At 72.4% G+C, this 23815-nt stretch carries 24 protein-coding genes, 7 tRNA genes and 1 pseudogene; 13 read left to right on the forward strand and 19 right to left on the reverse strand.

The window, feature by feature from the left end:
* The first annotated feature begins 96 nt into the window (after positions 1–96).
* On the forward strand, positions 97–1752 hold the full coding sequence (locus ACOBQB_RS16240; RefSeq protein WP_423592503.1) for a hypothetical protein: 1656 nt from the start codon (positions 97–99) through the stop codon (positions 1750–1752).
* Between the two features lie 27 nt (positions 1753–1779).
* On the opposite strand, the gene ACOBQB_RS16245 is transcribed toward ACOBQB_RS16240, so the two are convergent.
* From ACOBQB_RS16245 to ACOBQB_RS16260, 4 genes are all read right to left on the reverse strand, one after another.
* Complete coding sequence (locus ACOBQB_RS16245) at positions 1780–2343, reverse strand: HIT family protein (protein WP_423592505.1); 564 nt, start codon at positions 2341–2343, stop codon at positions 1780–1782.
* A gap of 95 nt (positions 2344–2438) precedes the next feature.
* Complete coding sequence (thrS, locus tag ACOBQB_RS16250; RefSeq protein ID WP_423592507.1) at positions 2439–4421, reverse strand: threonine--tRNA ligase; 1983 nt, start codon at positions 4419–4421, stop codon at positions 2439–2441.
* Between the two features lie 135 nt (positions 4422–4556).
* The gene (locus ACOBQB_RS16255; protein WP_423592509.1) at positions 4557–5720 is read right to left on the reverse strand and encodes a hypothetical protein; all 1164 of its coding nucleotides are present in this window, start codon (positions 5718–5720) and stop codon (positions 4557–4559) included.
* On the reverse strand, positions 5720–6286 hold the full coding sequence (locus tag ACOBQB_RS16260; RefSeq protein WP_423592510.1) for a DUF4365 domain-containing protein: 567 nt from the start codon (positions 6284–6286) through the stop codon (positions 5720–5722). Before ACOBQB_RS16260 ends, ACOBQB_RS16255 begins: the two co-directional genes overlap by 1 nt.
* A 167-nt stretch (positions 6287–6453) precedes the next feature.
* Here ACOBQB_RS16260 and ACOBQB_RS16265 point away from each other — a divergent pair, with 167 nt between their 5' ends.
* Entirely contained in the window at positions 6454–7179 is a 726-nt protein-coding gene (locus ACOBQB_RS16265; RefSeq protein WP_423592511.1) for a 3'-5' exonuclease, read from the forward strand.
* 102 nt (positions 7180–7281) lie between these two features.
* On the opposite strand, the gene ACOBQB_RS16270 is transcribed toward ACOBQB_RS16265, so the two are convergent.
* Together ACOBQB_RS16270 and ACOBQB_RS16275 are read right to left on the reverse strand one after the other, a co-directional pair.
* A tRNA-Val gene (locus ACOBQB_RS16270) sits at positions 7282–7353 on the reverse strand.
* A 39-nt stretch (positions 7354–7392) separates the two neighbouring features.
* On the reverse strand, positions 7393–7839 hold the full coding sequence (locus tag ACOBQB_RS16275) for an SRPBCC family protein (RefSeq protein WP_423598520.1): 447 nt from the start codon (positions 7837–7839) through the stop codon (positions 7393–7395).
* A 102-nt stretch (positions 7840–7941) separates the two neighbouring features.
* Between ACOBQB_RS16275 and ACOBQB_RS16280 the strand changes: the two genes are divergently transcribed.
* Both ACOBQB_RS16280 and ACOBQB_RS16285 read left to right on the forward strand, forming a co-directional pair.
* Entirely contained in the window at positions 7942–8166 is a 225-nt protein-coding gene (locus ACOBQB_RS16280; protein WP_423592513.1) for a hypothetical protein, read from the forward strand.
* Entirely contained in the window at positions 8127–10406 is a 2280-nt protein-coding gene (locus ACOBQB_RS16285) for an SCO7613 C-terminal domain-containing membrane protein (RefSeq protein WP_423592514.1), read from the forward strand. Before ACOBQB_RS16280 ends, ACOBQB_RS16285 begins: the two co-directional genes overlap by 40 nt.
* 114 nt (positions 10407–10520) lie before the next feature.
* Here the strand turns inward: ACOBQB_RS16285 and ACOBQB_RS16290 are convergent.
* Positions 10521–10592 (reverse strand) — tRNA-Val (locus tag ACOBQB_RS16290).
* Between the two features lie 65 nt (positions 10593–10657).
* Entirely contained in the window at positions 10658–11101 is a 444-nt protein-coding gene (locus ACOBQB_RS16295; protein ID WP_423592516.1) for a TIGR02611 family protein, read from the reverse strand.
* Between the two features lie 191 nt (positions 11102–11292).
* Here ACOBQB_RS16295 and ACOBQB_RS16300 point away from each other — a divergent pair, with 191 nt between their 5' ends.
* Complete coding sequence (locus ACOBQB_RS16300) at positions 11293–11706, forward strand: SsgA family sporulation/cell division regulator (RefSeq protein WP_003959770.1); 414 nt, start codon at positions 11293–11295, stop codon at positions 11704–11706.
* A 228-nt stretch (positions 11707–11934) separates the two neighbouring features.
* Complete coding sequence (locus ACOBQB_RS16305; protein WP_423592518.1) at positions 11935–12504, forward strand: CGNR zinc finger domain-containing protein; 570 nt, start codon at positions 11935–11937, stop codon at positions 12502–12504.
* Here ACOBQB_RS16305 and ACOBQB_RS16310 read toward each other — a convergent pair whose 3' ends face one another.
* The gene (locus ACOBQB_RS16310) at positions 12505–12747 is read right to left on the reverse strand and encodes a hypothetical protein (RefSeq protein ID WP_423599010.1); all 243 of its coding nucleotides are present in this window, start codon (positions 12745–12747) and stop codon (positions 12505–12507) included.
* A 191-nt stretch (positions 12748–12938) separates the two neighbouring features.
* Positions 12939–13385 (reverse strand): hypothetical protein, encoded by a 447-nt coding sequence (locus tag ACOBQB_RS16315; RefSeq protein ID WP_423592520.1) that lies wholly within the window; start codon positions 13383–13385, stop codon positions 12939–12941.
* 205 nt (positions 13386–13590) lie between these two features.
* On the opposite strand from ACOBQB_RS16315, the gene ACOBQB_RS16320 reads away from it, so the two are divergent.
* Positions 13591–14118: a DsbA family protein gene (locus tag ACOBQB_RS16320; protein WP_423592522.1), complete on the forward strand. Its 528-nt coding sequence runs from the start codon at positions 13591–13593 to the stop codon at positions 14116–14118.
* 33 nt (positions 14119–14151) lie between these two features.
* Here ACOBQB_RS16320 and ACOBQB_RS16325 read toward each other — a convergent pair whose 3' ends face one another.
* From ACOBQB_RS16325 to ACOBQB_RS16335, 3 genes are all read right to left on the reverse strand, one after another.
* Entirely contained in the window at positions 14152–14976 is an 825-nt protein-coding gene (locus ACOBQB_RS16325; RefSeq protein WP_423592524.1) for a GNAT family N-acetyltransferase, read from the reverse strand.
* 61 nt (positions 14977–15037) lie between these two features.
* Positions 15038–15859: an aminotransferase class IV gene (locus ACOBQB_RS16330; RefSeq protein ID WP_423592526.1), complete on the reverse strand. Its 822-nt coding sequence runs from the start codon at positions 15857–15859 to the stop codon at positions 15038–15040.
* A complete protein-coding gene (locus ACOBQB_RS16335) occupies positions 15856–16881 on the reverse strand; it encodes a chorismate-binding protein (protein WP_423592528.1) in 1026 nt (341 codons plus the stop codon). Before ACOBQB_RS16335 ends, ACOBQB_RS16330 begins: the two co-directional genes overlap by 4 nt.
* Positions 16882–17068: 187 nt before the next feature.
* Between ACOBQB_RS16335 and ACOBQB_RS16340 the strand changes: the two genes are divergently transcribed.
* The 5 genes from ACOBQB_RS16340 (at position 17069) to ACOBQB_RS16360 (ending at position 17555) form a co-directional block, all read left to right on the forward strand.
* A tRNA-Gly gene (locus ACOBQB_RS16340) sits at positions 17069–17141 on the forward strand.
* Positions 17142–17181: 40 nt separating this feature from the next.
* A tRNA-Cys gene (locus ACOBQB_RS16345) sits at positions 17182–17255 on the forward strand.
* 1 nt (position 17256) lies between these two features.
* Positions 17257–17328, forward strand: a tRNA-Val gene (locus ACOBQB_RS16350).
* A 51-nt stretch (positions 17329–17379) separates the two neighbouring features.
* A tRNA-Val gene (locus ACOBQB_RS16355) sits at positions 17380–17451 on the forward strand.
* A 29-nt stretch (positions 17452–17480) separates the two neighbouring features.
* A tRNA-Val gene (locus ACOBQB_RS16360) sits at positions 17481–17555 on the forward strand.
* Between the two features lie 57 nt (positions 17556–17612).
* Here ACOBQB_RS16360 and ACOBQB_RS16365 read toward each other — a convergent pair.
* From ACOBQB_RS16365 to ACOBQB_RS16380, 4 genes and pseudogenes are all read right to left on the reverse strand, one after another.
* The gene (locus ACOBQB_RS16365) at positions 17613–17915 is read right to left on the reverse strand and encodes a zf-TFIIB domain-containing protein (protein ID WP_423592529.1); all 303 of its coding nucleotides are present in this window, start codon (positions 17913–17915) and stop codon (positions 17613–17615) included.
* A gap of 119 nt (positions 17916–18034) precedes the next feature.
* Positions 18035–18984, reverse strand: a pseudogene (locus ACOBQB_RS16370) (phosphotransferase family protein).
* A gap of 308 nt (positions 18985–19292) precedes the next feature.
* Positions 19293–19496 carry a hypothetical protein gene (locus tag ACOBQB_RS16375; RefSeq protein WP_423592531.1) on the reverse strand — a complete coding sequence of 68 codons (204 nt, stop codon included), beginning with the start codon at positions 19494–19496 and terminating at the stop codon, positions 19293–19295.
* A 199-nt stretch (positions 19497–19695) separates the two neighbouring features.
* Positions 19696–19962, reverse strand: a complete 267-nt coding sequence (locus ACOBQB_RS16380; RefSeq protein WP_423592533.1) for a hypothetical protein — start codon at positions 19960–19962, stop codon at positions 19696–19698.
* 196 nt (positions 19963–20158) lie between these two features.
* Here ACOBQB_RS16380 and ACOBQB_RS16385 point away from each other — a divergent pair, with 196 nt between their 5' ends.
* Entirely contained in the window at positions 20159–21562 is a 1404-nt protein-coding gene (locus ACOBQB_RS16385; RefSeq protein ID WP_423592534.1) for a protein kinase domain-containing protein, read from the forward strand.
* 9 nt (positions 21563–21571) lie between these two features.
* Here the strand turns inward: ACOBQB_RS16385 and ACOBQB_RS16390 are convergent, their stop codons facing one another.
* The gene (locus ACOBQB_RS16390) at positions 21572–22390 is read right to left on the reverse strand and encodes a TrmH family RNA methyltransferase (RefSeq protein ID WP_423592536.1); all 819 of its coding nucleotides are present in this window, start codon (positions 22388–22390) and stop codon (positions 21572–21574) included.
* A 114-nt stretch (positions 22391–22504) separates the two neighbouring features.
* Positions 22505–23749 carry a uroporphyrinogen-III C-methyltransferase gene (gene cobA, locus ACOBQB_RS16395; RefSeq protein ID WP_423598522.1) on the reverse strand — a complete coding sequence of 415 codons (1245 nt, stop codon included), beginning with the start codon at positions 23747–23749 and terminating at the stop codon, positions 22505–22507.
* Between the last annotated feature and the right edge of the window lie 66 nt (positions 23750–23815).

The raw sequence follows: 23815 nt of genomic DNA on the forward strand, positions 1-23815 counted from the left end.
ACCTGATCAACGGATGTGCCGGACGGCAACAGGTGTGCCGGACAGGGAAGTCGGGAAGAGCCGCAGGAGCGAAGGCGTCGCGGCGAGGGGGCGGCAGTGGCGGACGATGTATTCGACTTCAGGCCCGGGGCACAGGTCCCGCTCTCGGGCGCCGCGGGACAGACCGCGGCGACCCATGCCCTGGCCTCGGCGGCGTACCGGGACGGAGACGCCGACGAGATCCTGAAGGCCAACAGCGAGTGGCACAAGTCCGTGGTGAAGCCGGGGCTCTGGTCCCTGTTCAAGCCGAGCCTCGGCGAGGCGTTCGCGCGGACCGTGCAGGTGCGGATGCTCGGCGGCGGCCGCAAGCCGCTCATCCAGTCCTTCGGGATCGAGCCGCAGGTGGTGGTGGAGCACTGCCTCGCGGCGAACCGCATCCGCAAGGAGCGCGACAGCTGGCTCACGGCGGTGATGGTCCTGTGCGGCCTGCTGTTCCTGCCGGGCCTGTTCGTCTGGCTGCTCGTCTTCACCATCAGGCGCCAGGTCGCCAAGAGCGAGAACAAGCGGGCGGGCGCGCTCGCCTCGGCGGTCCTGGTCGCCATGGGCGTGCTGGCCGTGCTCGCCCTGCTCAAGCTGCCCTTCGACGGCTTCTGGGCGTGGTATCTGCGGGCGTCGATCGTCCTGCCGGTGGTGGGCTGGTTCTGGGCCAAGCAGATCGCCGAGCGCACGGCCAGGGACATGCGCGAGCGCTGGGGCGCCCTGCTCTCGGGCGGCGGCATCGGCGCCAAGATCCCCGAGGCGGTGCCGGGCAGCCCCGGTGAGACGGCCGCCGAGCGGCTGCGCCAGAGCCTCGCCAGGCTCTCCGCCGAACAGCAGAGCAACTCCGTGTTCTACGCCGGCCCCAAGGGCATATTGGGCATGGGCACGCGCTGGGGCAGCTGGCAGCTGGCCGAGGAGCTGGTCCCCGCCGAGGCCGGCAAGGACATCCACCCCTTCCGCAGCTGGGACGTCATACGAGCGGTGCACGACCAGCTCCGCATGCTGGAGCGCGGTCCGCTGCACACCGGTGGCTTCCCGACCCCGTCGATAAACCACTGGATCGTCTCCCCCATCGGGGAGAACGCCGGGTCGGTGGCCCGCCCCACCGGCACGGACGTCGAGGCCTTCCAGATCCGTGGCCACGAAATACAGCGCATCTGCAACGAACAGCAGTTCGGCAGCGGTGACCGTCACTATCTGGGCGTCCAGTTCACGCTCTGGGACGGCCAGCTGGTCATCACGATGCTCATCACGGTGACCGTGCTGCACGAGACGCTGCGCATCGAGGTCACCGGGCACGCGCTGGGACCGGTGAACTCCCTGTTCACCACCAAGCCCGAGCCCAAGACGAAGACGGTCTCCAAGGCCATCAAGTTCTGGGAGACCGTCGACCGCCACCTGCCGCTGGTCGACGCCGACGAGGTCGTACGTCTCGCCGTGCGCGCCCCCTTCACCTGGTACCCACCGCTCCTGGACCACCTCGGCGGCAAGCTGGTCCTGCCCGAGCCCTTCGGCCTGCGGCACGCCTGGGCCGACAAGCCGTGGCGGCACCGCTTCATGGCCGACGACGCGCTGCGCGCCGCCACGCCCGTGCTGCGCGTGGTGCACTCGGCGGCGATCAAGGTCCTCGCGGAGAACGGCGTGGACACGGAGAAGTTCGGCGCCCGCTCCGGCTTCCTCAGCGGGGCGATCCAGGACCCGATGCCGAGGAAGGCGGACGTGTACGACGCGTGAGGGCGGTCGGCCCACGGCCCCGCGGCGCTACAGAGCCGCGGGCCAGGCGTCCGCGAGCATCTTGCGGGTGTCGGCGAGCAGCTGCGGCAGCACCTTCGTGTGCCCCACGACCGGCATGAAGTTGGTGTCGCCGCCCCAGCGCGGGACGACGTGCTGGTGCAGGTGCGCGGCGATACCGGCGCCCGCCACGGCCCCCTGGTTCATGCCGATGTTGAAGCCGTGCGCGCCGGACGCGGTGCGCAGGGCCGTCATCGCCTGCTTGGTCAGCTCGCCCAGCTCGGCCGTCTCCGGGCCGGTCAGGTCGGTGTAGTCGGCGACGTGGCGGTAGGGCACGACCATCAAGTGACCGCCGTTGTACGGGTAGAGGTTCAGCACCGCGTACACATGCTCGCCGCGCGCGATCACCAGGCCGTCCTCGTCGGACTTGGCCGGGATGGAGCAGAAGGGACAGCCGTCGTCGGCCCCCGGGCCCGTGGGCTTGTTCTCGCCCTGGATGTACGCCATCCGGTGGGGCGTCCACAGGCGCTGGAACGCGTCCTGCGTACCCACTCCGATCTGCTGCTCCGGCTCACTCGTCATGGTGGTCAGCATATTCCTCGGCGGGTGTGTGGCGAGGGGCGGGTACGCGGCGAGGGGCGGCCCCGAGCGGGACCGCCCCTGCGGCCCCACGCGTGCGGGGGGCCACATCACACCTGTACGCGACGCTCCACCACGTCGACGAGCTTCGCGATCGCCTCGTCACGGGGAATCCCGTTCTCCTGCGACCCGTCCCGGTAGCGGAAGGACACCGTCCCGGCGTTCATGTCGTCGTCACCGACGATGACCATGAACGGCACCTTGCTGCGCTGGGCGTTGCGGATCTTCTTCTGCATACGGTCCGACGAGGCGTCGACCTCGACCCGCAGCCCGCGCTTGCGCGCCTCCTCGGCGAACTCCTGGAGGTAGGGCACGTGCGCGTCACCGATCGGGATGCCGGTCGCCTGCACGGGGGCCAGCCACACCGGGAAGGCGCCCGCGTAGTGCTCCAGGAGCACCGCGAAGAACCGCTCGATGGAGCCGAAGAGCGCCCGGTGGATCATGACGGGCTGCTGCTTGGTGCCGTCGGAGGCGGTGTACTCCAGGCCGAAGCGCTTCGGCTGCTGGAAGTCGACCTGGATGGTCGACATCTGCCAGGACCGGCCGATGGCGTCCTTGGCCTGCACGGAGATCTTCGGGCCGTAGTACGCGGCGCCGCCCGGGTCCGGGACGAGCGGGAGGTCCTGCTTGGCGGCCGCCTGGCGCAGCGCCTCGGTGGCCTCCTCCCACTCCGCGTCCTCGCCGATGAACTTGTCCGACTCGGGGTCGCGGGTGGACAGCTCCAGCTCGAACTCGTTCAGGCCGTAGTCGCGCAGCAGGTCCAGGACGAAGGTGAGGAGCGAGTCCAGCTCGTCCGCCATCTGCTCCTTGGTGCAGTAGATGTGCGAGTCGTCCTGGGTGAAGCCGCGCGAGCGGGTCAGGCCGTGCACCACGCCGGACTTCTCGTAGCGGTAGACCGTGCCGAACTCGAAGAGCCGCAGGGGCAGTTCGCGGTAGGAGCGGCCGCGCGCCTTGAAGATGAGGTTGTGCATCGGGCAGTTCATCGCCTTGAGGCGGTAGTTCTGCTCGTCGAACTCGATGGCCGGGAACATGCCGTCCGAGTAGTTCGGCAGGTGACCCGAGATCTCGAAGAGGCGCTCCTTGGAGATGTGCGGGGTGTTCACGAACTCGTAGCCCGTGTCCTCGTGCCGCTTGCGGGAGTACGTCTCCATCTCCTTGCGGATCACGCCGCCCTTGGGGTGGAAGACCGCGAGGCCCGGGCCCAGCTCCTCCGGGAAGGAGAAGAGGTCCAGCTCGGAGCCGAGCTTGCGGTGGTCGCGCTTCTCGGCCTCGGCGAGGAACTCCAGGTGCGCCTTCAGCTCGTCCTTCGACGGCCAGGCGGTGCCGTAGATGCGCTGGAGCTGCGGGTTCTTCTCGCTGCCGCGCCAGTAGGCGGCGGCGGAGCGCATCAGCTTGAACGCGGGGATGTTCCGGGTGGTGGGCAGGTGCGGACCCCGGCAGAGGTCCTTCCAGCACAGCTCGCCGGTCTTCGCGTCGAGGTTGTCGTAGATGGTCAGCTCGCCGGCGCCGACCTCGGCGTCCGCGCCGTCGGCGGCGTTCGCGGCGTTGCCCTTGAGGCCGATCAGCTCCAGCTTGTACGGCTCGTCGGCCAGCTCCACGCGGGCGTCGTCGTCGTTGGTGACGCGGCGCGAGAAGCGCTGGCCCCGCTTCTGGATCTCCTGCATCTTCTTCTCGATGCGCTTGAGGTCCTCGGGGGTGAACGGCTCCTTGACGTCGAAGTCGTAGTAGAAGCCGTCCCGGATGGGCGGGCCGATGCCGAGCTTGGCCTCGGGGAAGAGCTCCTGCACGGCCTGCGCCATGACGTGCGCGGTGGAGTGGCGCAGGATGTTCAGGCCGTCCTCGGAGGAGATCTCGACGGGCTCGATCTCGTCGCCGTCGGCCACGGCGTGCGCCAGGTCCTTCAGTTCGCCGGCCACGCGGGCGGCGACGACGGTGCGCTCACCGGGGAAGAGGTCGGCGGCCGTAGTGCCCGTCGTCACCACGCGCTCTTCCCGCTCGGAATCGCGTTGGATGATCACACGGACGTCAGACACCGGTCTCTCCTTGCAGAAGGGGGCTGCGGCGCTCTCTCTGATGCGCGCGCACTGAGGATCGTACCGAGCCGGGGGCGCCCGCCGCGAAACGGTTGTCCCCGGGCCCCCGGAAGCCCGGCCTCCGGTCCGGTGCGCTCAGTCGCCGCCGCACGCCTCCTCGAAGAAGTCGAGGTTCTCCTGGAGCGACTTCATGAGCCGATCCCGGTCCCCCTCGTCCACCTGCACCGGCGCCACCCCGGTCGCCCCCGTCAGCCGGCGGAACCCGCCCCGGCTCTCCAGCCGCCCGTGCACCCGGATCGGCAGCCCGACCAGGTGCGCGTGGCCCGCGACGCGGTACGACTCCTCGTCCAGGGTCATCCGCACCTGCGGGATCTCCGCCCCGCCGATCACCCGCAGCCGCACCGTGCCCTCCCCGCACGGCGAGGAGCGCCGCATCCGCACCACGGTCCCGGTGATCCGCACCGGCACCGACGGCTCCTCGCGCAGATAGCGGGCGCCCGCCTCGCGCAGCACGGTCAGGTCGCCGGGCGAGAACTCGACGGGCTCGGCGTGCGCGGCGCACCCCTCGGGCACCTGCGCGCCGGGCGCCCACTCCACGGCGATACGCGCTCCTTCCGTGCCCCGGACCAGGGCTACGATCGCCTCGGTCAGCTCATGGCTCACGCCGGCCTCGACCGCCCCGTCGAAGGCGTCCATGCCGCCGGTGGCGCGCTGATAGTCGACGGCCTCGCGCGCGGCGTACAGCGCCTGGTGCAGCCGGACCGCCAGCGGCCGCCCGGTGAGCACGGGCACGAAGGCGGTGAGGTGCCGCCCGCCGGGCGCGGGCCCCACCAGGACGTTCTCCAGCGCGGCGGTGGCCGGCCTGCGGTAGCGGGCGCCGTAGTACCCCGCCCGGCCGCGCGCGGCGAGAGCCCCGGCGAGCAGCATCCGCCGGGCCGCGGAGCGCAGCTGCTCCTCCACCGGCCAGGGCGCGGCCCCGGCGGGCCCCGGCGGCACATCGCGCCACCAGCGGATCTCGTCGCTGGGCACGGTAAGCCCGACGAGCACGTCACGGGCGGCCGGCGAGGCGCTGCGGGAGAGCGCGACGAGGGCCTCGCCGATGAGGTCCTCGCAGTCGGGGAAAGCCCGGCTCTCGGGCACCAGGAGGCTGGTGCCCCTGCCGCCGGGTCCCGGCGGCGTCCACCGGGCGTAGCGGCCGGGGGCTCCACCGCGTCGCTGCCAGCCGTGGCGGGCGAGCAGCGCGGCGAGGACCGCGGGGTCGACCGCGCCGGGTTCCGGTGTGTCGTGGGGGCGGTGCATCAGGGTCTTCCTCCCGTCCCGACCCGGCTCATGATCTCGCAGAGCGCGCGGTCGTCGAAGATCCGCGAGGTCGGTATGCGCACGGTGGTCCTGCGCCGGCCGGTCACGGGGTGCCCGGCGAGGTTGGTCCAGTAGCAGCAGTGCCGCAGGTCGAGCCGGTCGTGCCCGGCGCGCAACCAGTCGTCGCGCGACCGGGGCACGAGCATCACGACGAGGATCCTGTGGACCGAGACCGGGGTACGGGCGAGCTTCTCCAGGTGCGGGTTGTCGAGCGTGAAGGAGAAGGCGGGCCTGTCCGGGTCCGGTGCCGTCTGGTACGTGCACTTCAGCTGGACCTTGATGGTGGCCTCGTCGTCGACCGTGTGGCCGGGGGCGCTGTGGCTGACGTGCCAGTCGATGCCGTTGTCGGGGAAGGGCTGGGAGAGCGAGCATCCCGCGGCCGCCGCGACGGCGTGCAGATAGCCCACCTGGAGGGTCTCCATACAGGCGGTGGTGGCGAGTGTGCCGCGCGGCGGTGCGATCCGCTCGGGCAGCAGCCCACCCTGTTCGGGCCGCGCGAGCGCCATGTCCAACTGGCCTTTCCCCGACGGTACTTCCCCGCTCGGGCCGTCAATGTCAAGGCCCGGTACCTCTGTTGTCTCCGGGCCGCGTACAGCGCAAACGGCCCGGGTATCACCAGCGTGGGCAGGGGACCGACGTCATCTGCCGGGACTGACCGAGGAGTTGCGTCACCATGACGTGCTGGTACGAGGGGCCCTTGGCCGCATTCGACACGGAGACCACGGGCGTCGACGTCGAGACCGACCGGATCGTGTCGGCCGCCGTCGTCGTCCAGCAGGGCGCGGGGACCCGTCCGCGCATCACCCGCTGGCTGGTGAACCCGGGCGTTCCGGTGCCCGAGGAGTCCACCGCCGTACACGGACTGACGGAGGATCACCTGCAGCGCAACGGCCGCTGGCCCGCGCCGGTGATGGAGGAGATAGCGCGCGATCTGGCGGAGCAGGGCGCGGCGGGACGGCCGATCGTGGTGATGAACGCGCCGTTCGACCTGACCATCCTGGACCGGGAGCTGCGCCGGCACCGCGCCTCGTCGCTGAGCCGCTACATGGAGGGCTCGCCCCTGTGTGTGATCGACCCGCGGGTCCTGGACAAGCATCTGGACCGCTACCGCAAGGGCCGCCGCACGCTGACCGACTTGTGCGCGCACTACGAGGTGGAGCTGGCCGAGGCGCACGACGCGGCGGCGGACGCGCAGGCCGCGCTCGATGTCGTACGAGCGGTGGGGCGCCGGTTCGCGGCCCGTCTGGAGCGGCTCTCCCCGGCCGAGCTGCACACGCTCCAGGCGGTCTGGCACGCGGCGCAGGCGCGCGGTCTCCAGGCGTGGTTCGCCAAGAGCGGTTCACCGGAGGCGGTGGACCCGGCGTGGCCGCTGCGTCCCGAACTCCGCGCGGCGGCCTGAGCGTCGGCGGCGCGCGCACTCGCGGCACGACACCGCCTGGGCGGGAAAGACGCGCGGGCAAGAAAAACCGGTCCGTCTGCTGACGGACCGGCATTCTCCGGGTGGGCGATACTGGGTTCGAACCAGTGACCTCTTCGGTGTGAACGAAGCGCTCTCCCACTGAGCTAATCGCCCGGGAACGCACTGAACAATACAGGTCGGGGCGCCGTTCCTTCAAACCGCTGCCAGATGCGCCGTGAGACCTCCGCGGCCCGCCCGCATCATGAGGGCGTGGTTGAGCAGGAACACGGGCCTGCCGGGGACCGCGAGGCGCCGCATCAGCGGCCGCCGCACCTCGACCTCCTGGTCGTAGCGGGCCCGCGTCCCCCCGGCCCCGCCGGCCACCGTCCAGCGCGCCCAGCCCTCCAGGTCCCCGGCCATGGTGATCTCCAGGACCCCGGCTTCGGGTTCGCGCCGCCGCTCTCGCGCGGTGACGACGAGGTCGTACGGGAGGAAGGACCGGAAGCGGAAGACGCCGCTGTGGCCGTCGACCGAGGTCACCTCGCGCACCTGCGGCCACCACAGGGGGTAGTCCTCCACCCGCTCCAGGGCTGCGTAGGCCTCGGCGGGCGTGCCGGGCAGGTCCCAGAGGCTGCGGAAGCGGTAGTGCGACCAGTTCATGGAGGGATCCTGCCCGGTGAGACGGGTGGGCACCGCATTTGAGTATGTCCTGAGTATCCGCGCCGATGCCGCCGCGCGGGGCACGGACCACACTCCTCAGCCATGACGAACATTCCGCCACCCGCCGAGGAGCTGCGTCTCCTCGACTGGGAGCTGCGCCAACTGGAGGCGCGCAAGGCGCAGTTGCTGCACCGCCGGGCCTGGCTGCTCGGTGTCCTGCGCGCGGCGGGCCCGGCCGGGCCGCCCCCTCGCCCGGCCGGCCCGCCCCCGAGACCGCTCCCCCGAGCGTGCAGAACGTCCTGCTGGCGCTGGGCGGCGTGCTGCTGACCATCGCGGCGATCGCCTTCACGGTGGTGAGCTGGGGGCACCTCGGCATCGCCGGGCGCGGCGCGGTCCTCGGCCTTGTGACCCTGGCGGCGCTCGGCGCCCCCGCGGTGCTGCTGCGGCGTTCACTGCGCTCGACGGCGGAGGCGGTGGCGGGTCTGGGGCTCGCGCTGACCGTCCTGGACTCGTACGCGCTGCGCTACCTCGCCCTCCCCGAGACGGGAACGCTCGCTTACGCGGCGGGCACCTCGGCCGTCCTCGCGGCACTGTGGGCGGGGTACGGCCTGCTCCTCGGCGAGCTGCGCCTGCCGCTGCCGACAGCGGTGGCGACGGCCCAACTGCCCCTGATCCTCTGGGCGGGCGCCGCGGAGGCGGGTGATCACGCCGTGACGGCCGCGCTGCTCATGACGGCGGCGTTCGACACCGCGCTCGCGCTGTGGGCGACCGTCAGGTCCGTACGAATCGTCGCGGCCGTCGGCGGCTGCACGCTCGGCCTGTGGGGCGCGGCGGGCGCGGGCCTGCTGTCCGCGCGGGCCGTGGACCCGACGGAGGCGGCACGCGCGGGGGTGCTGCTGCTCTTCGCCGCGTTGATCGTCCTGGTGGTGGCGTGGCGGGCGAAGGAGCCGCAGACGGCCACGGGTGCGGCGGGCGCGGGCGGCCTGCTCGCGGTGGCCGCGTGCGGTGGAGTGCTGCGCACCGCCCTGCCCCCGGAGTGGACCGTCCCCGCCTATCTGGTGTGCGGCCTCGCGCTGTCGGCCGCCGTCCGCACGGCCTTGCCCCGGCCCGTGCGGCTCGGCGCGGCAGGCGCGTCGGCCGTGGTCCAGGGCCTCGCGGTGCTGTGGGCGCTCCCCGTCACCGCCGTGGCGCTGCTCGGCCCGCTCGGCTGGGCCACGCGGGCGTGGACGGGCACCCCGCCGGACGCCCGGGCCGCCCTCCTCGTCGAGCTGCCGCTGCCGCATCCGCTCCTGGCCCCGCTGGTCCTCACGACGACCGCAGCGGTCCTGCTCCTGGCCTCCGGGTCGCTCAGCAGGGGGGCCGCTCCGCTCGGCTCGCTCTTCAGGAACAACACCACCTTCCACCGCGTCGCCCGCTACGCCGCACCGACGCTCGCCTGGGCCGCCGGTGTCGCGCTGCCGTCCGCGCTGCGCCTGCCGTACGCCGCCGGACTGGCGGCCCAGCTGGCGGTGGCCGCGGTCCTACTGATCATGGCCGCCCGTGCCACATCCACCGCCTTCGCCCTCACAGCTTCGGCCCTGGCGTTGGTGTCCTCGGTGAGCGTCGCGTTCCTTGCCCTGTCCACCGAGGCGGCGACCCTCGGCACCCTGGGCGCGCTCGCGGCCCTGCTCCTGGCCGCCTGCGTCTGGATGAGCCGCCGGGCACCGTCGGCCCGGGGCGAAGCGACGGATACCGTTCCCGTGCCCCGTGAGCCCGGCGCGGCCGCCCTCGCCGCCTGCGCGGCCCTCGCGTACGCCGCCGCGCTCGTCTGCGCCGCCGGCGCCGCTACGGGGCTGCGCCTGGAGCACATCGGCCTGGCCGCCCTGACCGTCCCGGCCCTCGCCGCGTTCGCCGCCGCCCGCCTGGGGCCGCACCCGCTGACCCTGCCGGTCGAGGTCATGGCGGCCGGGTCCGGCGGCCTCGCCCTGACCCTCGCCTCGGGGCACGCCCCGACGCTCGCGCTGGCGCTGGCCCTCTGCGGGCTCATCGCGGCGGCCACGGCGCTGCGTCCCGACCGCCGCCGGGTGGGATACGCGGCCGGGGTGCTGTTCCTCCTGGCGAGCTGGGTGCGCCTGGCCGCCTGGGAGGTGGTGACACCGGAGGCGTACACGCTGCCGGCCACCGTCCCCGCGCTGCTCCTCGGCGTGCTGCGACGCCGCCGCGACCCCGAGGTCTCCTCCTGGGTGGCCTACGGTCCCGGCCTCGCCCTGACACTGCTGCCGAGCCTCGCCGCCGCCTTGGGTGACCCGCACTGGCAGCGCCCGCTGCTGCTCGGTGCCGCGGCGCTCACCGTGACGCTGATCGGCGCCCGGTACCGGCTGCGCGCCCCGTTGGTCCTCGGCGGCACGGTGCTCGCCCTGGACGCGCTGCACGAACTGGCCCCGTATCTCGTGCAGGTGGCGGGCACCCTGCCCCGCTGGCTGCCACCCGCCCTCGCGGGGCTGCTGCTCCTGGGCGCCGGGGCGACATACGAGCAACGACTGCGCGACGCACGGCGGTTGCGGAATGCGCTCGGCCGAATGCACTGAAATACGGCCCACCGCGCTCCCCGCCGACATATGTGGACCCGTCAATTCCCTTGAAAGGCAAAGGGAATACGAGAACGGCCCGGAGGCTCAAAGCCTCCGGGCCGCAATCCGGGGTGGGCGATACTGGGTTCGAACCAGTGACCTCTTCGGTGTGAACGAAGCGCTCTCCCACTGAGCTAATCGCCCGGGCGCACAGAGAACATTACCGCATGTCAGCGGGTGCTTCCGACCGCCTCGGAGTCACCCCTCGGTCACTCCTTGATCTTCCACGGCATCGTGATGCCGAACTTCCACACGTAGATCGCGACCAGCACCGCGACGATCACCAGCCCGATGGTCGTCAGGATGATGTTCCGGCGGCGGACCTTCGGGTCGAGCGCGCGCTGTGCGGCCTCGGTGACCTTGCGCTTTGTCCAGCGCAGCACCAGCTGGGCCCAGACGAACTCGGTCGCCCAGATCGCCATGCCGCCGAAGATCACCAGCCAGCCGGGGCCGGGCAGCGGAAGCATGATGATGCCCGCCACGACCACCGCGAGGCCGACGATGAACACGCCGACCTGCCACGACAGGTGCAGCACCCTGCGGGATTGGATGTACTGCGGCGCCCGCGACCCGAGCGGCGGCTCGGCCTGCGCCCCGCCGGCCGGTTCCGCGACGTCCATGGGCTCGCTACGCCCCTTACTCCCCGTATTCATACGGCCAAACCCTACCGGACGGAAACCCGTCACCGGAATGGGTGCACGAACAGAAGAGAGAACCCGCCAGTCGAGCTACCTAAAGACACGCAAAACCCTCAGAGGGGTTTACAACGGCACCGTAGGTGGCATGTCGATTTCGCCGACGTGCGAATCCCCGAGCGCACACTGAGCGAAAGGCCCTGGCGCTTATGAACACCACGGTCAGCTGCGAGCTGCACCTGCGCCTCGTTGTGTCGAGCGAGTCCTCACTGCCTGTACCCGCAGGACTGCGGTATGACACGGCCGATCCCTATGCCGTGCACGCCACCTTCCACACCGGAGCCGAGGAGACGGTCGAGTGGGTGTTCGCCCGCGACCTCCTCGCCGAGGGCCTGCACCGGCCCACCGGAACCGGCGACGTCCGAGTCTGGCCGTCCCGGAGCCACGGTCAGGGCGTTGTCTGCATCGCCCTGAGCTCGCCGGAGGGCGAGGCTCTGCTCGAGGCCCCGGCGCGGGCCCTGGAGTCCTTCCTGAAGCGAACAGACGCGGCCGTGCCGCCCGGCACGGAGCACCGCCACTTCGATCTCGACACGGAGCTGTCACACATCCTGGCCGAAAGCTAACGGCGCGGGAGCGTCGAGATCCCCCTCACGCCGTCCGACTCGGGGCGACGGCGCAGGCAGTCACGACACAAAGGCGAGACAAGCCGAGACAAGGCGAACAGAAAGCAGTCACCGGCGCCGTCGCCGCGGGACCCCCGCGGCGACGGCGCCGGTGTGTCTTCGGGGAAGCCGCTAGCATCGGCCAGCATCGGCGGGCACCGGCCCGTTCCTCAGGCCAGGGAGCGCATCGTGCTGATCACCCACGACAACCGGTGTTCTCTCGACGCCGTGGTCGATCTGGTGAACACCGCCCCCGAGGAGGGCGGCGCCGACGGACTCGCGGACCTGACGGCGCTCCGTGACTTCGTACGAAGACACGAAGTGAGCGAGGTCGGGGTGCTCGCGGAGCGTGACCTCACCGATGTGCGCCGGGTCCGCGGCCGCTTCGCCGAGGTCTTCGCCAACCCCGAGCCCCGGGCCGCCTCCACGATCATCAACGAGCTGATCGCGGCGGCGGGCACCACGCCGCGCCTCACCGACCACGACGGCTACGACTGGCACATCCACTACTTCGCGCCAGGGGCGTCCGTCGCGGACCATCTGGCGGCCGACTGCGGCATGGCGCTGGCCTTCTTCGTGGTCGCCGGGGAGCAGGAACGGCTGCGGCGCTGCGAGGCACCGGACTGCCGACGGGCCTTCGTCGACCTCTCCCGCAACCGCTCCCGCCGCTACTGCGACAGCCGTACCTGCGGCAACCGCCTGCACGTCGCCGCGTACCGGGCCCGCCGCAAGGAAGCCGCGGGCCAGCGAGGCCGCTAGCTAGAGAAGCAGCAGGTCGTGGAGGGACGCCAGCAGGATCAGCATGCCGACCACCGTCAGGAAGATCATCAGCGGTGGCTGGGAGAGGGCGAAGAGGCAGCCCCGTGGTTCTTCGTCGGCGGCTTGCCGCTCTTCGTCGGTGGGATGCCGCTCTTCGTCGGCAGGTCGCAGCTCTTGGGCCGGTGCCGTGTGCCGTCCGTCGTCCGGCGCGGCCGCATCGCCCTGTGGGGTGGTGTCCAGCATCTCGCGCTGATGATGACGCAGGCGGCGGGTCCCCGTTGACCAACACGCCCGGATGAGGGGGCAGTTCGCCGGATTCCGTGAACAGGGAAAAGTCCAGCGCCCGAGGCGTTCCGTCCATGCCCCGGCCGTTCACGCCCGTGACACTCGGCGGCCCCGTCCGCACTCGAACGAGGGAGCCGCAACACTCGGTGTCAGATGCCGTGCTTCTTCAGGATGGCCTCGATGTCGCTGAAGTCCTCCGCGGGCGCGGCGGCCTTCGGACTGGCCGCGGGCCGTGCGGCGGGCGCAGGAGCACTCCCGCCGAGCGAGGGCGCCGAGGCCGTGGGGGCCACCGCCTCGCGCCGGTCGGCCTTCGCGGCCTTGCGCTCCTTGCGGGTGCCGCCCCTGCGGCGCTCCACCGCGCGCGCACCGAGGAAGATCAGCCAGGCCGCGCCGAGGACGCCGAAGCCGACCCACGCCTTCAGGCTGAAGGCGGTGTCGGCGGCCCAGCCGACGACGCCCGTCAGGACGAGCCCGATGGGCACCAGGGAGTACGCGGCGAGGCGGGCCGCGGTCAGGAAACGCTTGCGGTAGGCCGAGACCGCGGCGATGCCGAGCCCGGCCGCGGATACGGCGGAACACACGGTCTCGGCAATCATCCGGCCCTCCAGGCATACAGGCGTACGTCGTGCGTGACGCGGTGGTCCCTTCCATCCTGCACCGCGCGGGTGCCGTGAGGCCACGCTTGGGGCAGGACCTCAGGGACATATCCGGGTCGTCTCGGGGTCCGGGCTCCTCCCCAGGTGCCGGTCCGCGCCCCGGTCCCGGTTGGGTGGCGGGACCGGGGGCTGGGAGACTGGACCCATGAGCGACTCCTCTCCTGAACACCCCGCCCGCCCCGTCGTCCTCGACGTCTGGTGCGAGCTGCAGTGCCCCGACTGCCGTACCGCCCTGGACGACGTGCGTGCCCTGCGCGCCCGGTACGGCGACCGCGTCGAGCTGCGGCTGCGGCACTTCCCCCTGGAGAAGCACAAGCACTCCTTCGCCGCCGCGCAGGCCGCCGAGGAGGCCTTCGAGCAGGGCAAGGGCTGGCCGTACGTCGAGGCGGTGCTCGCCGGGGTCGAGGAACTGGACCGCCGGGGCGAGCCCTTCCTGGTGGACACCGCCCGGGAACTCGGCCTGGACGCGGAGGAGTTCGACACGGCCCTCATCGACGGCCGGCACATCCTGATCGTCGACGCCGACCACGCCGAGGGCAAGGCGCTCGGGGTCACCGGTACGCCGACGTACGTCATCGACGGCGAACGCCTCGACGGCGGCAAGAGCCAGGAAGGGCTGCGCGAACGCGTCGAGGAGATCACCGACCGGCTGCTGGCGGCCGAGGTCTCCTAGTCCCTGGGAGCAGCGGCTGATAGCTCCTGGCCGTCAGAACAGCGGCTTGTAGAGGAAGTACGAGACGGGTTCGTAGCCGAGCGAGTCGTACAGGCACAGGGCCGGTGCGTTGCCCGCGAAGACGTTGAGTCCAATGCGGTCGCGGCCCGCCGCGCGGGTCTGCGCCTCGGCCAGGAGCATCAGGGAACGGCCGTGGCCGCGCCCGCGGCGGTCCTCGTGGACCACGACGCCGTAGACGAACCCGTCGTCGTCGCGGAGCTTGAGCCACAGGGTGCCGACCCCCGCGCCCCCCTGGGTGAGCACGCTCAGCACGGTGCCGGGGGTGGCCGGACCCCGGGGCAGGAGTTCGGCGTAGTCGGCCTCGGACTTGGCGTGCGCCTGCGCCTCGGGCACGCCCCGGTCGATCCAGTTGCGCGCGTAGCTCCGCTTGGCCCGCGCCAGCCACGGCTCGTACTCGCCCTCGGTCATCGGCCGCCCCTCGACGCCCGGCGGCAGCGCGGCGGGCTCGGCCGGCACCGGCTTCGCCATCCGGCGGTTGCGCTCCACATAGCCGAGCGCCGTCGCCAGCGGCAGGGCCCCCGGGGCCTCGGCGGGGACGGTCACCTCGATGCGCTTGCAGCCCCAGCCGCGCGCCACCTCCTCGGCGGCCAGCGCCGCGACCGTGCCGCGGCCACGCCTGCGGTCCGGCTCCGCTATCCGCAGGGCGCGCACCTGGCAGACCTCCGGCCCGAAGACCTCATGGGTGGCGAGGTCGACGGAACCCACGGGGCGGCTGTTCACGCACACGTCGTACGTGCGCGCCTTGGCGCCGTCGGCGCTCTGCTGGAGCGGCCCGGTCGGCCGCAGGGTCGTGGTCATCACAGGTGTTCTACCCACCCCCGCCCCACCGCGTCACCAGGGTTTTCGCGGGCCGCGGGACTCAGGGATCCAGGTCGTCGGCCGCCCGCTCGTCGAACGTCCGCATCGCCTTGGCCGTCATCGGGCCCGGCGCGCCGGTCAGTTGGCGTCCGTCCACGCGGTGCACGCCCTGGATGTCGCGCAGCGTCGACGTCAGGAAGATCTCGTCGGCGCGGTCCAGGACGTCCAGGGGCAGGTCGGTCTCGCGGGCGCCCGTCCACTCGACGGCCAGCGCGCGGGTGATGCCGTCGAGGCACCCGGAGGCGACCGGCGGGGTGAGGATCTCTCCGTCCAGTACGACGAAGACGTTGGAGCCGGTGCCTTCGCAGAGCTGCCCGACGGTGTTCGCGAAGAGGGCCTCCGAGGCACTCTGCTCGCGGGCGCGGGCGAGGGCCACGACGTTCTCCGCGTACGAGGTGGTCTTCAGGCCGGTCAGCGCGCCCCGTTCGTTACGGGTCCACGGCACCGTGATCACGGCCGTGGAGTCGGGGCGCCGCGCGGCCTCGCCGAGAGCCACGATGAGGGTGGTGCCCTGGTCGCCGCGGTCGGATCCGAGCGGTGAAAGGCCCCCGGTGTAGGTGATCCGCAGCCGCCCCAGCGGGAGCGGGTTGGCCCCCAGGACGGCGGCGCAGGCGCGGCGCACCTCGTCGAGGTCCGGCTCGGGCAGCCCGAGGCCATGCGCCGACCGGGTGAGCCGGGCCAGGTGCCGGGTGAGGGCGAAGGGCCGGCCCTCGACCGACTTCACCGTCTCGAAGATGCCGTCGCCCACCGTCAGCCCGTGGTCGAACACGGAGACGTGGGCGGAGTCGACATCCCGCAGCCCGCCGTTGAGCCAGATCTTCACGTTGGGGTTCCTCCGCTCGCTTCGTACGTCCCTGACGCTACCGCCAGCAGTCGCGCGGCCTTCAGCTCGGTCTCCCGCCACTCCCCCTCGGGGTCCGAGCCCCAGGTGATGCCCGCTCCGGTGCCGAAGCGCAGCACGCCCTCGGCACGGTCCATCCAGAAGGTGCGGATGCCGACGGCCAGCTCTCCGGTACCCCGGTCGGCGTCGACCCAGCCGATGCCGCCGCAGTACGGGCCTCGCGGGGCGGTCTCCAGCTCGTCGATGATCCGCAGGGCGCTGGACTTGGGGGCGCCGGTGACGGAGCCGGGCGGGAAGGTCGCCTCGAACAGCTCGGGCCAGCCCGCACCGGGGCGCAGCTCGCCGTGGACGGTGGAGACGAGGTGGACGAGGCCGGGGTGCTTCTCCACCACGCAGAGGTCGGGGACGGTGACCGAGCCGGTCGCGCAGACGCGTCCGAGGTCGTTGCGGACGAGGTCCACGATCATGACGTTCTCGGCGTAGTCCTTCTCCAGGAGGTCCGCCTCCGTCCGGCCGGTGCCCTTGATGGGGCCCGACTCCACGTCGCGGCCCGCGCGCCGCAGGTAGAGCTCGGGGGAGGCGGTGGCTATTTCCACGCCGTGCGCGGGCAGGCGGATCGTTCCTGCGTATGGTGCGGGGTTCCCGCGCGCGAGCAGGGCCGTCAGGGCGTCCACGTCGGCGCCGGGCGGGACGGGCGCGGACAGGACGCGGCACAGGTTCGCCTGGTAGACCTCGCCGGCCGCGATGTACGCGCGTATCCGCCGTACGCCTTCCGTGTACGCGGCGCGGTCCAGGGACGACGTCCAGTCATCGGCGGCGGGCCCCTGCCACCGGCCCGGCACGGGAGCGGGCACGGGCTCTTCGTGTACGTCGTCGAAGCGGGCGCAGACCAGACCCCCCTCGAAGTCGGCGGACACCGCCCAGAAGCCGGTGGAGTCCAGGGCCGCGGGGTCGCTGGTCACGTCGCGCAGGCCGGTGGCGACAAGGCCGCCGAAGCGTGCCATGGGAGGGAGCGCCGGAGACGACGTCTGAGGGGGGTTGTGCACGGCTGCGAGTCTATGACCGGCGTCCCGGCGGCGCCCCGGGCCGACGACAGCGCAGCACGCTGCGCAAACGCGTTTTTGTACTGGCCCAGGAATCCGCTAGAGTTCAACACGTCGCCGGGACGCGCAAGCGGACCGGGAAAGACAAGCGGACGTAGCTCAGTTGGTAGAGCGCAACCTTGCCAAGGTTGAGGTCGCCAGTTCGAACCTGGTCGTCCGCTCGCAGGAACGTGGGGGATCTTCCCGAACCCCTGCACTCCTGGTGGAGTGGCCGAGAGGCGAGGCAACGGCCTGCAAAGCCGTCTACACGGGTTCAAATCCCGTCTCCACCTCCAAGGACGATTAGCTCAGCGGGAGAGCGCTTCCCTGACACGGAAGAGGTCACTGGTTCAATCCCAGTATCGTCCACTGATCTTCACGAGCGCCGTTTCGACGGTGTGCTTCATGAGGGTCGAACCCGCGCGATTAGCTCAGCGGGAGAGCGCTTCCCTGACACGGAAGAGGTCACTGGTTCAATCCCAGTATCGCGCACGCAGTACGCACCACACACAGGTTGACCTGCGCGATTAGCTCAGCGGGAGAGCGCTTCCCTGACACGGAAGAGGTCACTGGTTCAATCCCAGTATCGCGCACCACACACCGGAGCCCCCGGCCGTTCCCACGGCCGGGGGCTTCGTCGTTCCCGTGGGCGCTCAGGAGGAGAAGAGCATGTGCCCGAAGCTCTTGTGGCGCTTGCCGTGACCGTAGTGACCACTGTGGCCGCCGTGGTGCTGCGGGGCGCCCCAGGCGGGGGCGGGAGCCGCGGGGTAGGCCTGGGGGGCCGGGGGCGCGGGCGGCGGCGGAACCTGCTGGCCGCCCCACTGGGCCTCCAGGCGGGTCAGGGACTCCAGCTCGCCGTAGTCCAGGAATATGCCGCGGCAGCCGCTGCACTGCTCGATCTGGACGCCATTGCGGTTGTACGTGTGCATCGGTGCGTGACACTTGGGGCACTGCATGGACGGCTCAACTCCTCGCCGGTGGTAACTGCTTCGCCGGATCTCTGCCCGGCTTCGGTGCGTTGCACCCTACTTCGTCGCGTCTCTGGTCAACTCGGGCGGGACGGTGCCCACTCGGCTCAGCCCCGCGCGGGGGTCCGGCTCATCCGGTCGCAGGCGTCGATCAAGGTCTGCTCGATCTCGTCCAGGGGGCGGTCGGCGGCGACGGCCTTGGCGATCGCCAGGGCGGCCGTCTGCACGGTCAGGGCGCGGGCCGGGACGTCGAGGGCCGGCCAGGGGTCGGCACCGTCCGCCGGGAGGGCCGGGCCACCGGCGCCGCGGTAGGCGTCGAGGAAGCGGGTCCACTCCTCGGGGGGAGCAGACCGCAGGCGTACCAGGCGGCGGGGCGGGCCAGGTCCCAGGCGGGGTCGCCCGCGCCGAGGTCGTCCACGTCGATCAGCAGCCAGGTGCCGTCCGGGGCGCGGACGAGCTGGCCCAGGTGGAGGTCGCCGTGGCACAAGCGGGGCCGGCCGGGTGCGGGTGCCTCGGCGCGGGCCCAGGGCGCAAGGGCCCGCCAGGCCCGCAGGACCGGAGGTGCGGCGGGGTGCGGGCCTGCCGCGTGCAGGCGGGTGACGGCGCGGGCCGCCTTGGCCGGGCCGCGCATGGCGGGGAGGGGGTGCGGGAGGCTCGCCGGGTCGGTGCGGTGCAGGCGGGCCAGCAGGCGGGCGGCCGCCTCCCAGGGGGCCGCGTCCGGGTCGTCGCGGTCCACGGGCGTGCCGTGGGGCCAGAAGGTGACGAGGCGGCCGTGGAGGGGGATGGGGGTGGTGTGCAGGGGCGGGAGGAGGGTGTCGGGGAGGCGGGCGGCCGCGGTGAGGCGTACCGCCAGGGCCGCCGGGTCGGTGTCCTGGGCGTGGGCCTTCGCGACAACGTCGCCGTGGCGTACGACCGTGGCGTCGGGGCGGTCCGCGAGGACGGTGCCGGTGCCGCCGCCCTCGGCTGCGACGTCGCCTTCGCCGCAGGGGCAGGAGCCCGGGGGGCGGTGTGCCGCGTGTCTGGCCTTGGCGGTGAGCGCGGGGAGGAGGGCGGTCACGGGTCCCCCGGGGTGAGTGGTGGGCGTACCGGGGAAGCCTACGCAGCGTGGTTCGGGGGCTTCGCCTCCGGGCCGTTCGTCCGTCTGCGGACCGCGGGCGTGCGTGTGCCCGCCCGTTCCGCCGTGCGGAACGCCTGCCCATGACGGGCGGGACGGCTGACCGCGCACAGGTGGGGGCGCGGCACGGCAATGCCCGCGCAGCTCCCCAGCCGCGCGGGCATCTGTGCCGTCCGCCGCACCCCCGTCCCCACGGGGTTTCCTGGCCGGATGTCCCCGCCCGGACCGCTCTTCCGGGCCTGGGGCGCCGCTCAGCGCCCCAGCATCACGCCCACGGACGACGCTTGTGTGACCACTGCTTCCCAGCCGCCGAAGACGACCACGAGCAGGGCTGCCAGGGGGAGGACCATGGCCGTCGCCACCAAGGGATGGCGCGTACCGGACGGGCGGACGCCGAACGCGGAGAATCTGCGCCCTTGCGTGCGGACCAGGGTCCGCGGTGCCATGTCCGCCATGGTTCCTCTCCTGACCGATCTTGTTGTGGTGTTGGCAGCGGCGGGTGTCTGACCTCGGGGGACGAGTGCTGCACCCGCCGCTTGACCTCAAATCTAGGTGCGCGGGCAGCCCCTGGCGTCATGCCTTCGTACCGATTGGCTGGCCTCCCGGAGGATGAGCGTCCCCCGCGCGCGTACTCCCGTGGGTGGAGACGGGGGCCTAGGACTCAGGGTCTTCCCGGAGGGGGCGGCTCGTGGCCTCGGAGGCGTCCTCCCTCGGGACCGGCTGTTCCACCAGGGCCAGGACACGGGTCGCCATGAACCGGGCCGTGCGCACCACTGTGCCGGTACGGGTGACTTCGCTCACTTCCACCACTCCTCTGCGCACGGCCGTCTCCACGCGGCGCCCCGCCCGGCTCGCCACCACCTCGTACGTCCTCGTCGTGTCCCCGGCATCCACGACTATCTCCACGCGATCACCCTTCACGGGATCAATCCCCCTTCAGCGATGGACGGTTGGGGCTCGGGCAGGCGCCAACGGCCCCTGCTCCCCCGCCCCCTGACCACTCTTCGATTTTCTCACCCGGCACTGACAATCGGTCGCCTCGCGAGGGCGCGGCCTCTGCACGTGCCCGCCCGTGGAAACGTAAGCTGGGGCTCGTCAAACGGACCGGGTAGCGGGGATGGACATGGCGATGATGCGGCTCCGGCGCGAGGACCCGCGTGTCGTCGGCTCGTTCAGGCTGCACAGGCGCCTGGGCGCCGGCGGCATGGGGGTCGTCTATCTGGGGTCGGACCGGAGAGGGCAGCGCGTCGCCCTGAAGGTGATCCGGCCCGATCTGGCGGAGGATCAGGAGTTCCGGTCACGGTTCGCGCGGGAGGTCTCGGCCGCCCGGCGCATTCGCGGCGGATGTACGGCCCGGCTCGTCGCCGCCGATCTTGAGGCGGACCGGCCGTGGTTCGCGACCCAGTACGTTCCCGGCCCCTCGCTGCACGACAAGGTCGCCGCGGAGGGGCCGCTCTCCGCGGCCGACGTGGCCGTGGTCGGTTCGGCGCTGGCCGAGGGGCTCGTGGCCGTGCACGAGGCCGGTGTCGTACACCGTGACCTGAAGCCGTCGAACATCCTGCTGTCCCCGAAGGGGCCGCGGATCATCGACTTCGGCATCGCCTGGGCCACCGGTGCCTCGACGCTCACCCACGTCGGTACGGCCGTCGGGTCACCCGGATTCCTCGCGCCCGAACAAGTGCGCGGTGCGGCCGTCACGCCCGCCACCGACGTCTTCGCGCTCGGTGCGACGCTCGCGTACGCGGGCATGGCGGACTCGCCCTTCGGGCAGGGCAGTTCGGAGGTCATGCTCTACCGGGTCGTCCACGAGGAGGCGCAGCTGCACGGCGTCCCGGACGCCCTGGCCCCGCTGATCCGGGCCTGCCTCGCCAAGGACCCGGAGGAGCGGCCCAGCACGCTACAGCTGTCGCTCCGGCTCAAGGAGATCGCCGCGCGCGAGGCCCAGGGCCTCGGCGCGGTGCGGCCGCCCGCACCGCGCCAGGACCACGACCGGCCGACCGGACGGCTCGCCGAGAGCTACGCCGATCAGCGCACCCAGCGGCGGCCCGCCCCCGGCGCCACTCCCCCGCCCCGCCCCGGCGCGCCCAGGAGCGGTCCGGCCAGGACGGGACCGGCCGGGGCCGGGTCATCCGGGACGGGATCGTCCAGGACCGGGGGGTCAAGGACCGGTGCGTCGCGGACGGGGTCGTCGCGGACTGGTTCGTCGAGGGCCGGCGCGGGGCGGACCGGGCCCCGGCCCGGTCCGCCCCGCGAGGCCACGCGCTCCGGCGGCAGGACCGCCCCGCGGGGCGGCACGGGGCGCCAGGGGCCGCGCGCCACGGGGACGGGCAGGCGGATGCCCGCCAATCCGCGGCTGCTGCGGCAGCGCCTCTTCGTGTTCGTGGTCGTCACGCTGCTCGTGGCGCTCGGGATCGCGGCGGCGCAGGGCTGCCAGGGGCCCGCGAAGAGCCTCGGCGACATGGATGTACAGCAGTGGACGCAGAGCGGTTCGGTCGCTCCGGGGCAGGCACCCCGGAGCTGAGCCGCGGCGTCAGGCGTGCGGGCGGCCCGTGGCCACCGCGTAGAACGCGACCGCCGCCGCCGCGCCGACGTTGAGCGAGTCCACGCCGTGGGCCATCGGGATGCGCACCCATTCGTCGGCCGCGACCAGCGCCTGCGTGGAGAGGCCGTCACCCTCCGCGCCGAGCATCAGCGCGACGCGGTCCATGCGGTGCGGAGCCACCGCGTCCAGGGATTTCGCCTTCTCGTCGGGGGTGAGGGCGAGGAGGTTGAACCCCGCCTCGCGCACGCCCTCCAGGCCCTTGGGCCAGGACTCCAGCCGGGCGTACGGGACCGAGAAGACCGCGCCCATCGAGACCTTCACCGAGCGGCGGTAGAGCGGATCGGCGCAGTCCGGGGAGAGCAGGACCGCGTCCATGCCGAGTGCCGCCGCCGAGCGGAAGATCGCACCGATGTTCGTGTGGTCGTTCACCGCCTCCATGACGGCCACCCGGCGGGTGGTCGCGAGGAGTTCGTCGGCCGTCGGCAGCGGCTTGCGCTGCATCGAGGCGAGGGCGCCGCGGTGCACGTGGTAGCCGGTGACCCGCTCGGCGAGGTCGGGGCTGACCGCGTACACGGGGGCCGGGAGCTCGTCGATGACGTCGCGCATGACGTCGACCCACTTGGCCGAGAGCAGCATGGACCGCATCTCGTAACCGGCGTCCCTGGCCCGTCTGATGACCTTCTCGCCCTCCGCGATGAACAGGCCCTCGGCCGGTTCGCGCCTGCGGCGCAGCTCGACGTCGGTCAGGCCCGTGTAGTCGCGCAGGCGGGGGTCGTCGGGGTCGTCGACGGTGATGAGATCAGCCACAGGGTGATACTGCCTTGTCCTGGGTGTGGTGCCAACGGCCGGGGGCGTGTTCCGTTACCGCTGGTTACTCGGGTGGTTCCCGGGTCGGCCGTTGACTAGGGCGTCGGCCGTTGACTAGGGCGTCGGCCGGGCGAGGGCCTCGGGGCCGACCTTCACGACGTCGCCGATGACGATGACCGCCGGGGGCTTCACCTCGTGGGTGCGGACCGCCTCGGCGACGGTGCCGAGCGTCGCGTCGACGCGGCGCTGGGCGGCCGTCGTGCCCTCCTGGATCAGGGCGAGCGGGGTGTCGGACGCCTTTCCGTGGGCGATCAGGGCCGCCGCGATCTTGCCGATCTTGTCGACGCCCATCAGGATCACGAGGGTGCCGCGCAGCTTGGCGAGGGACTCCCAGTCGACGAGGGAGCGCTCGTCGTCCGGCGCCACGTGGCCGCTGACCACGGTGAACTCGTGGGCGACGCCGCGGTGGGTGACCGGGATGCCGGCGGCCGAGGGGACGGAGATCGAGCTGGAGATGCCGGGGACGACCGTGCAGGCGATGCCCGCCTCGGCGAGCGCCTGGGCCTCCTCCATGCCGCGGCCGAAGACGTAGGGGTCGCCACCCTTGAGGCGTACGACGGCCTTGCCCTGCTTGGCGTGCTCGATCAGGGCGTTGTTGATGGCCTCCTGGGCCATGAAGCGGCCGTAGGGGATCTTCGCGGCGTCGATGACCTCGACGTGCGGCGGCAGTTCGTCGAGGAGGTCGCGGGGGCCGAGCCGGTCGGCGATGACGACGTCCGCGGCGGCGAGCAGGCGGCGGCCGCGGACCGTGATCAGGTCGGGGTCGCCGGGCCCGCCGCCGACCAGGGCGACGCCAGGAGTACGCGTCCGCAGGTGGGGGGCGACGAGGCTGCCGTCGCGCAGGCCTTCGACGACCGCGTCGCGGATGGCGGCCGTGCGCCGCGGGTCGCGGTCGTGCACGTCACTGCTGAGCACCGCCACGGTGACGCCCTCGGAGCGGCCTGTCGCCGGGGTCCAGGCGGTGGCCGCCTCCGCGTCGTCCGAACGTACGCACCAGACGCGGCCGGCCTCCGCCTCCGCCGAGGCACGGGTGTTCGCCTCGGCGTCGCTGGTGGCGATCAGGGCGTACCAGGCGTCCTGGAGGTCACCGTGCTCGTACCGGCGCCTGGTCCAGGTGATCTCGCCGGCGTCGGCCATCGCCTCCACGGAAGGGGTCGCCGAGGGGGACACGAGGAGGATGTCGGCGCCCGCCTTGATCAGGGCGGGGAGGCGGCGCTGGGCCACCTGGCCGCCGCCGAGGACGACGACGCGGCGGCCGTCGAGGCGGAGGCCTACGGGATAGGCGGGGTGTTCGGCCATGGCCATGGCTGGGGGCTCCTCGTGCGGGCTGTGCGGGGGCCGCTGCGACGGTGGGGCGGCTGCTGA

It is taken from the genome of Streptomyces sp. G5(2025) (assembly GCF_049542075.1).
Lineage (GTDB): Bacteria > Actinomycetota > Actinomycetes > Streptomycetales > Streptomycetaceae > Streptomyces.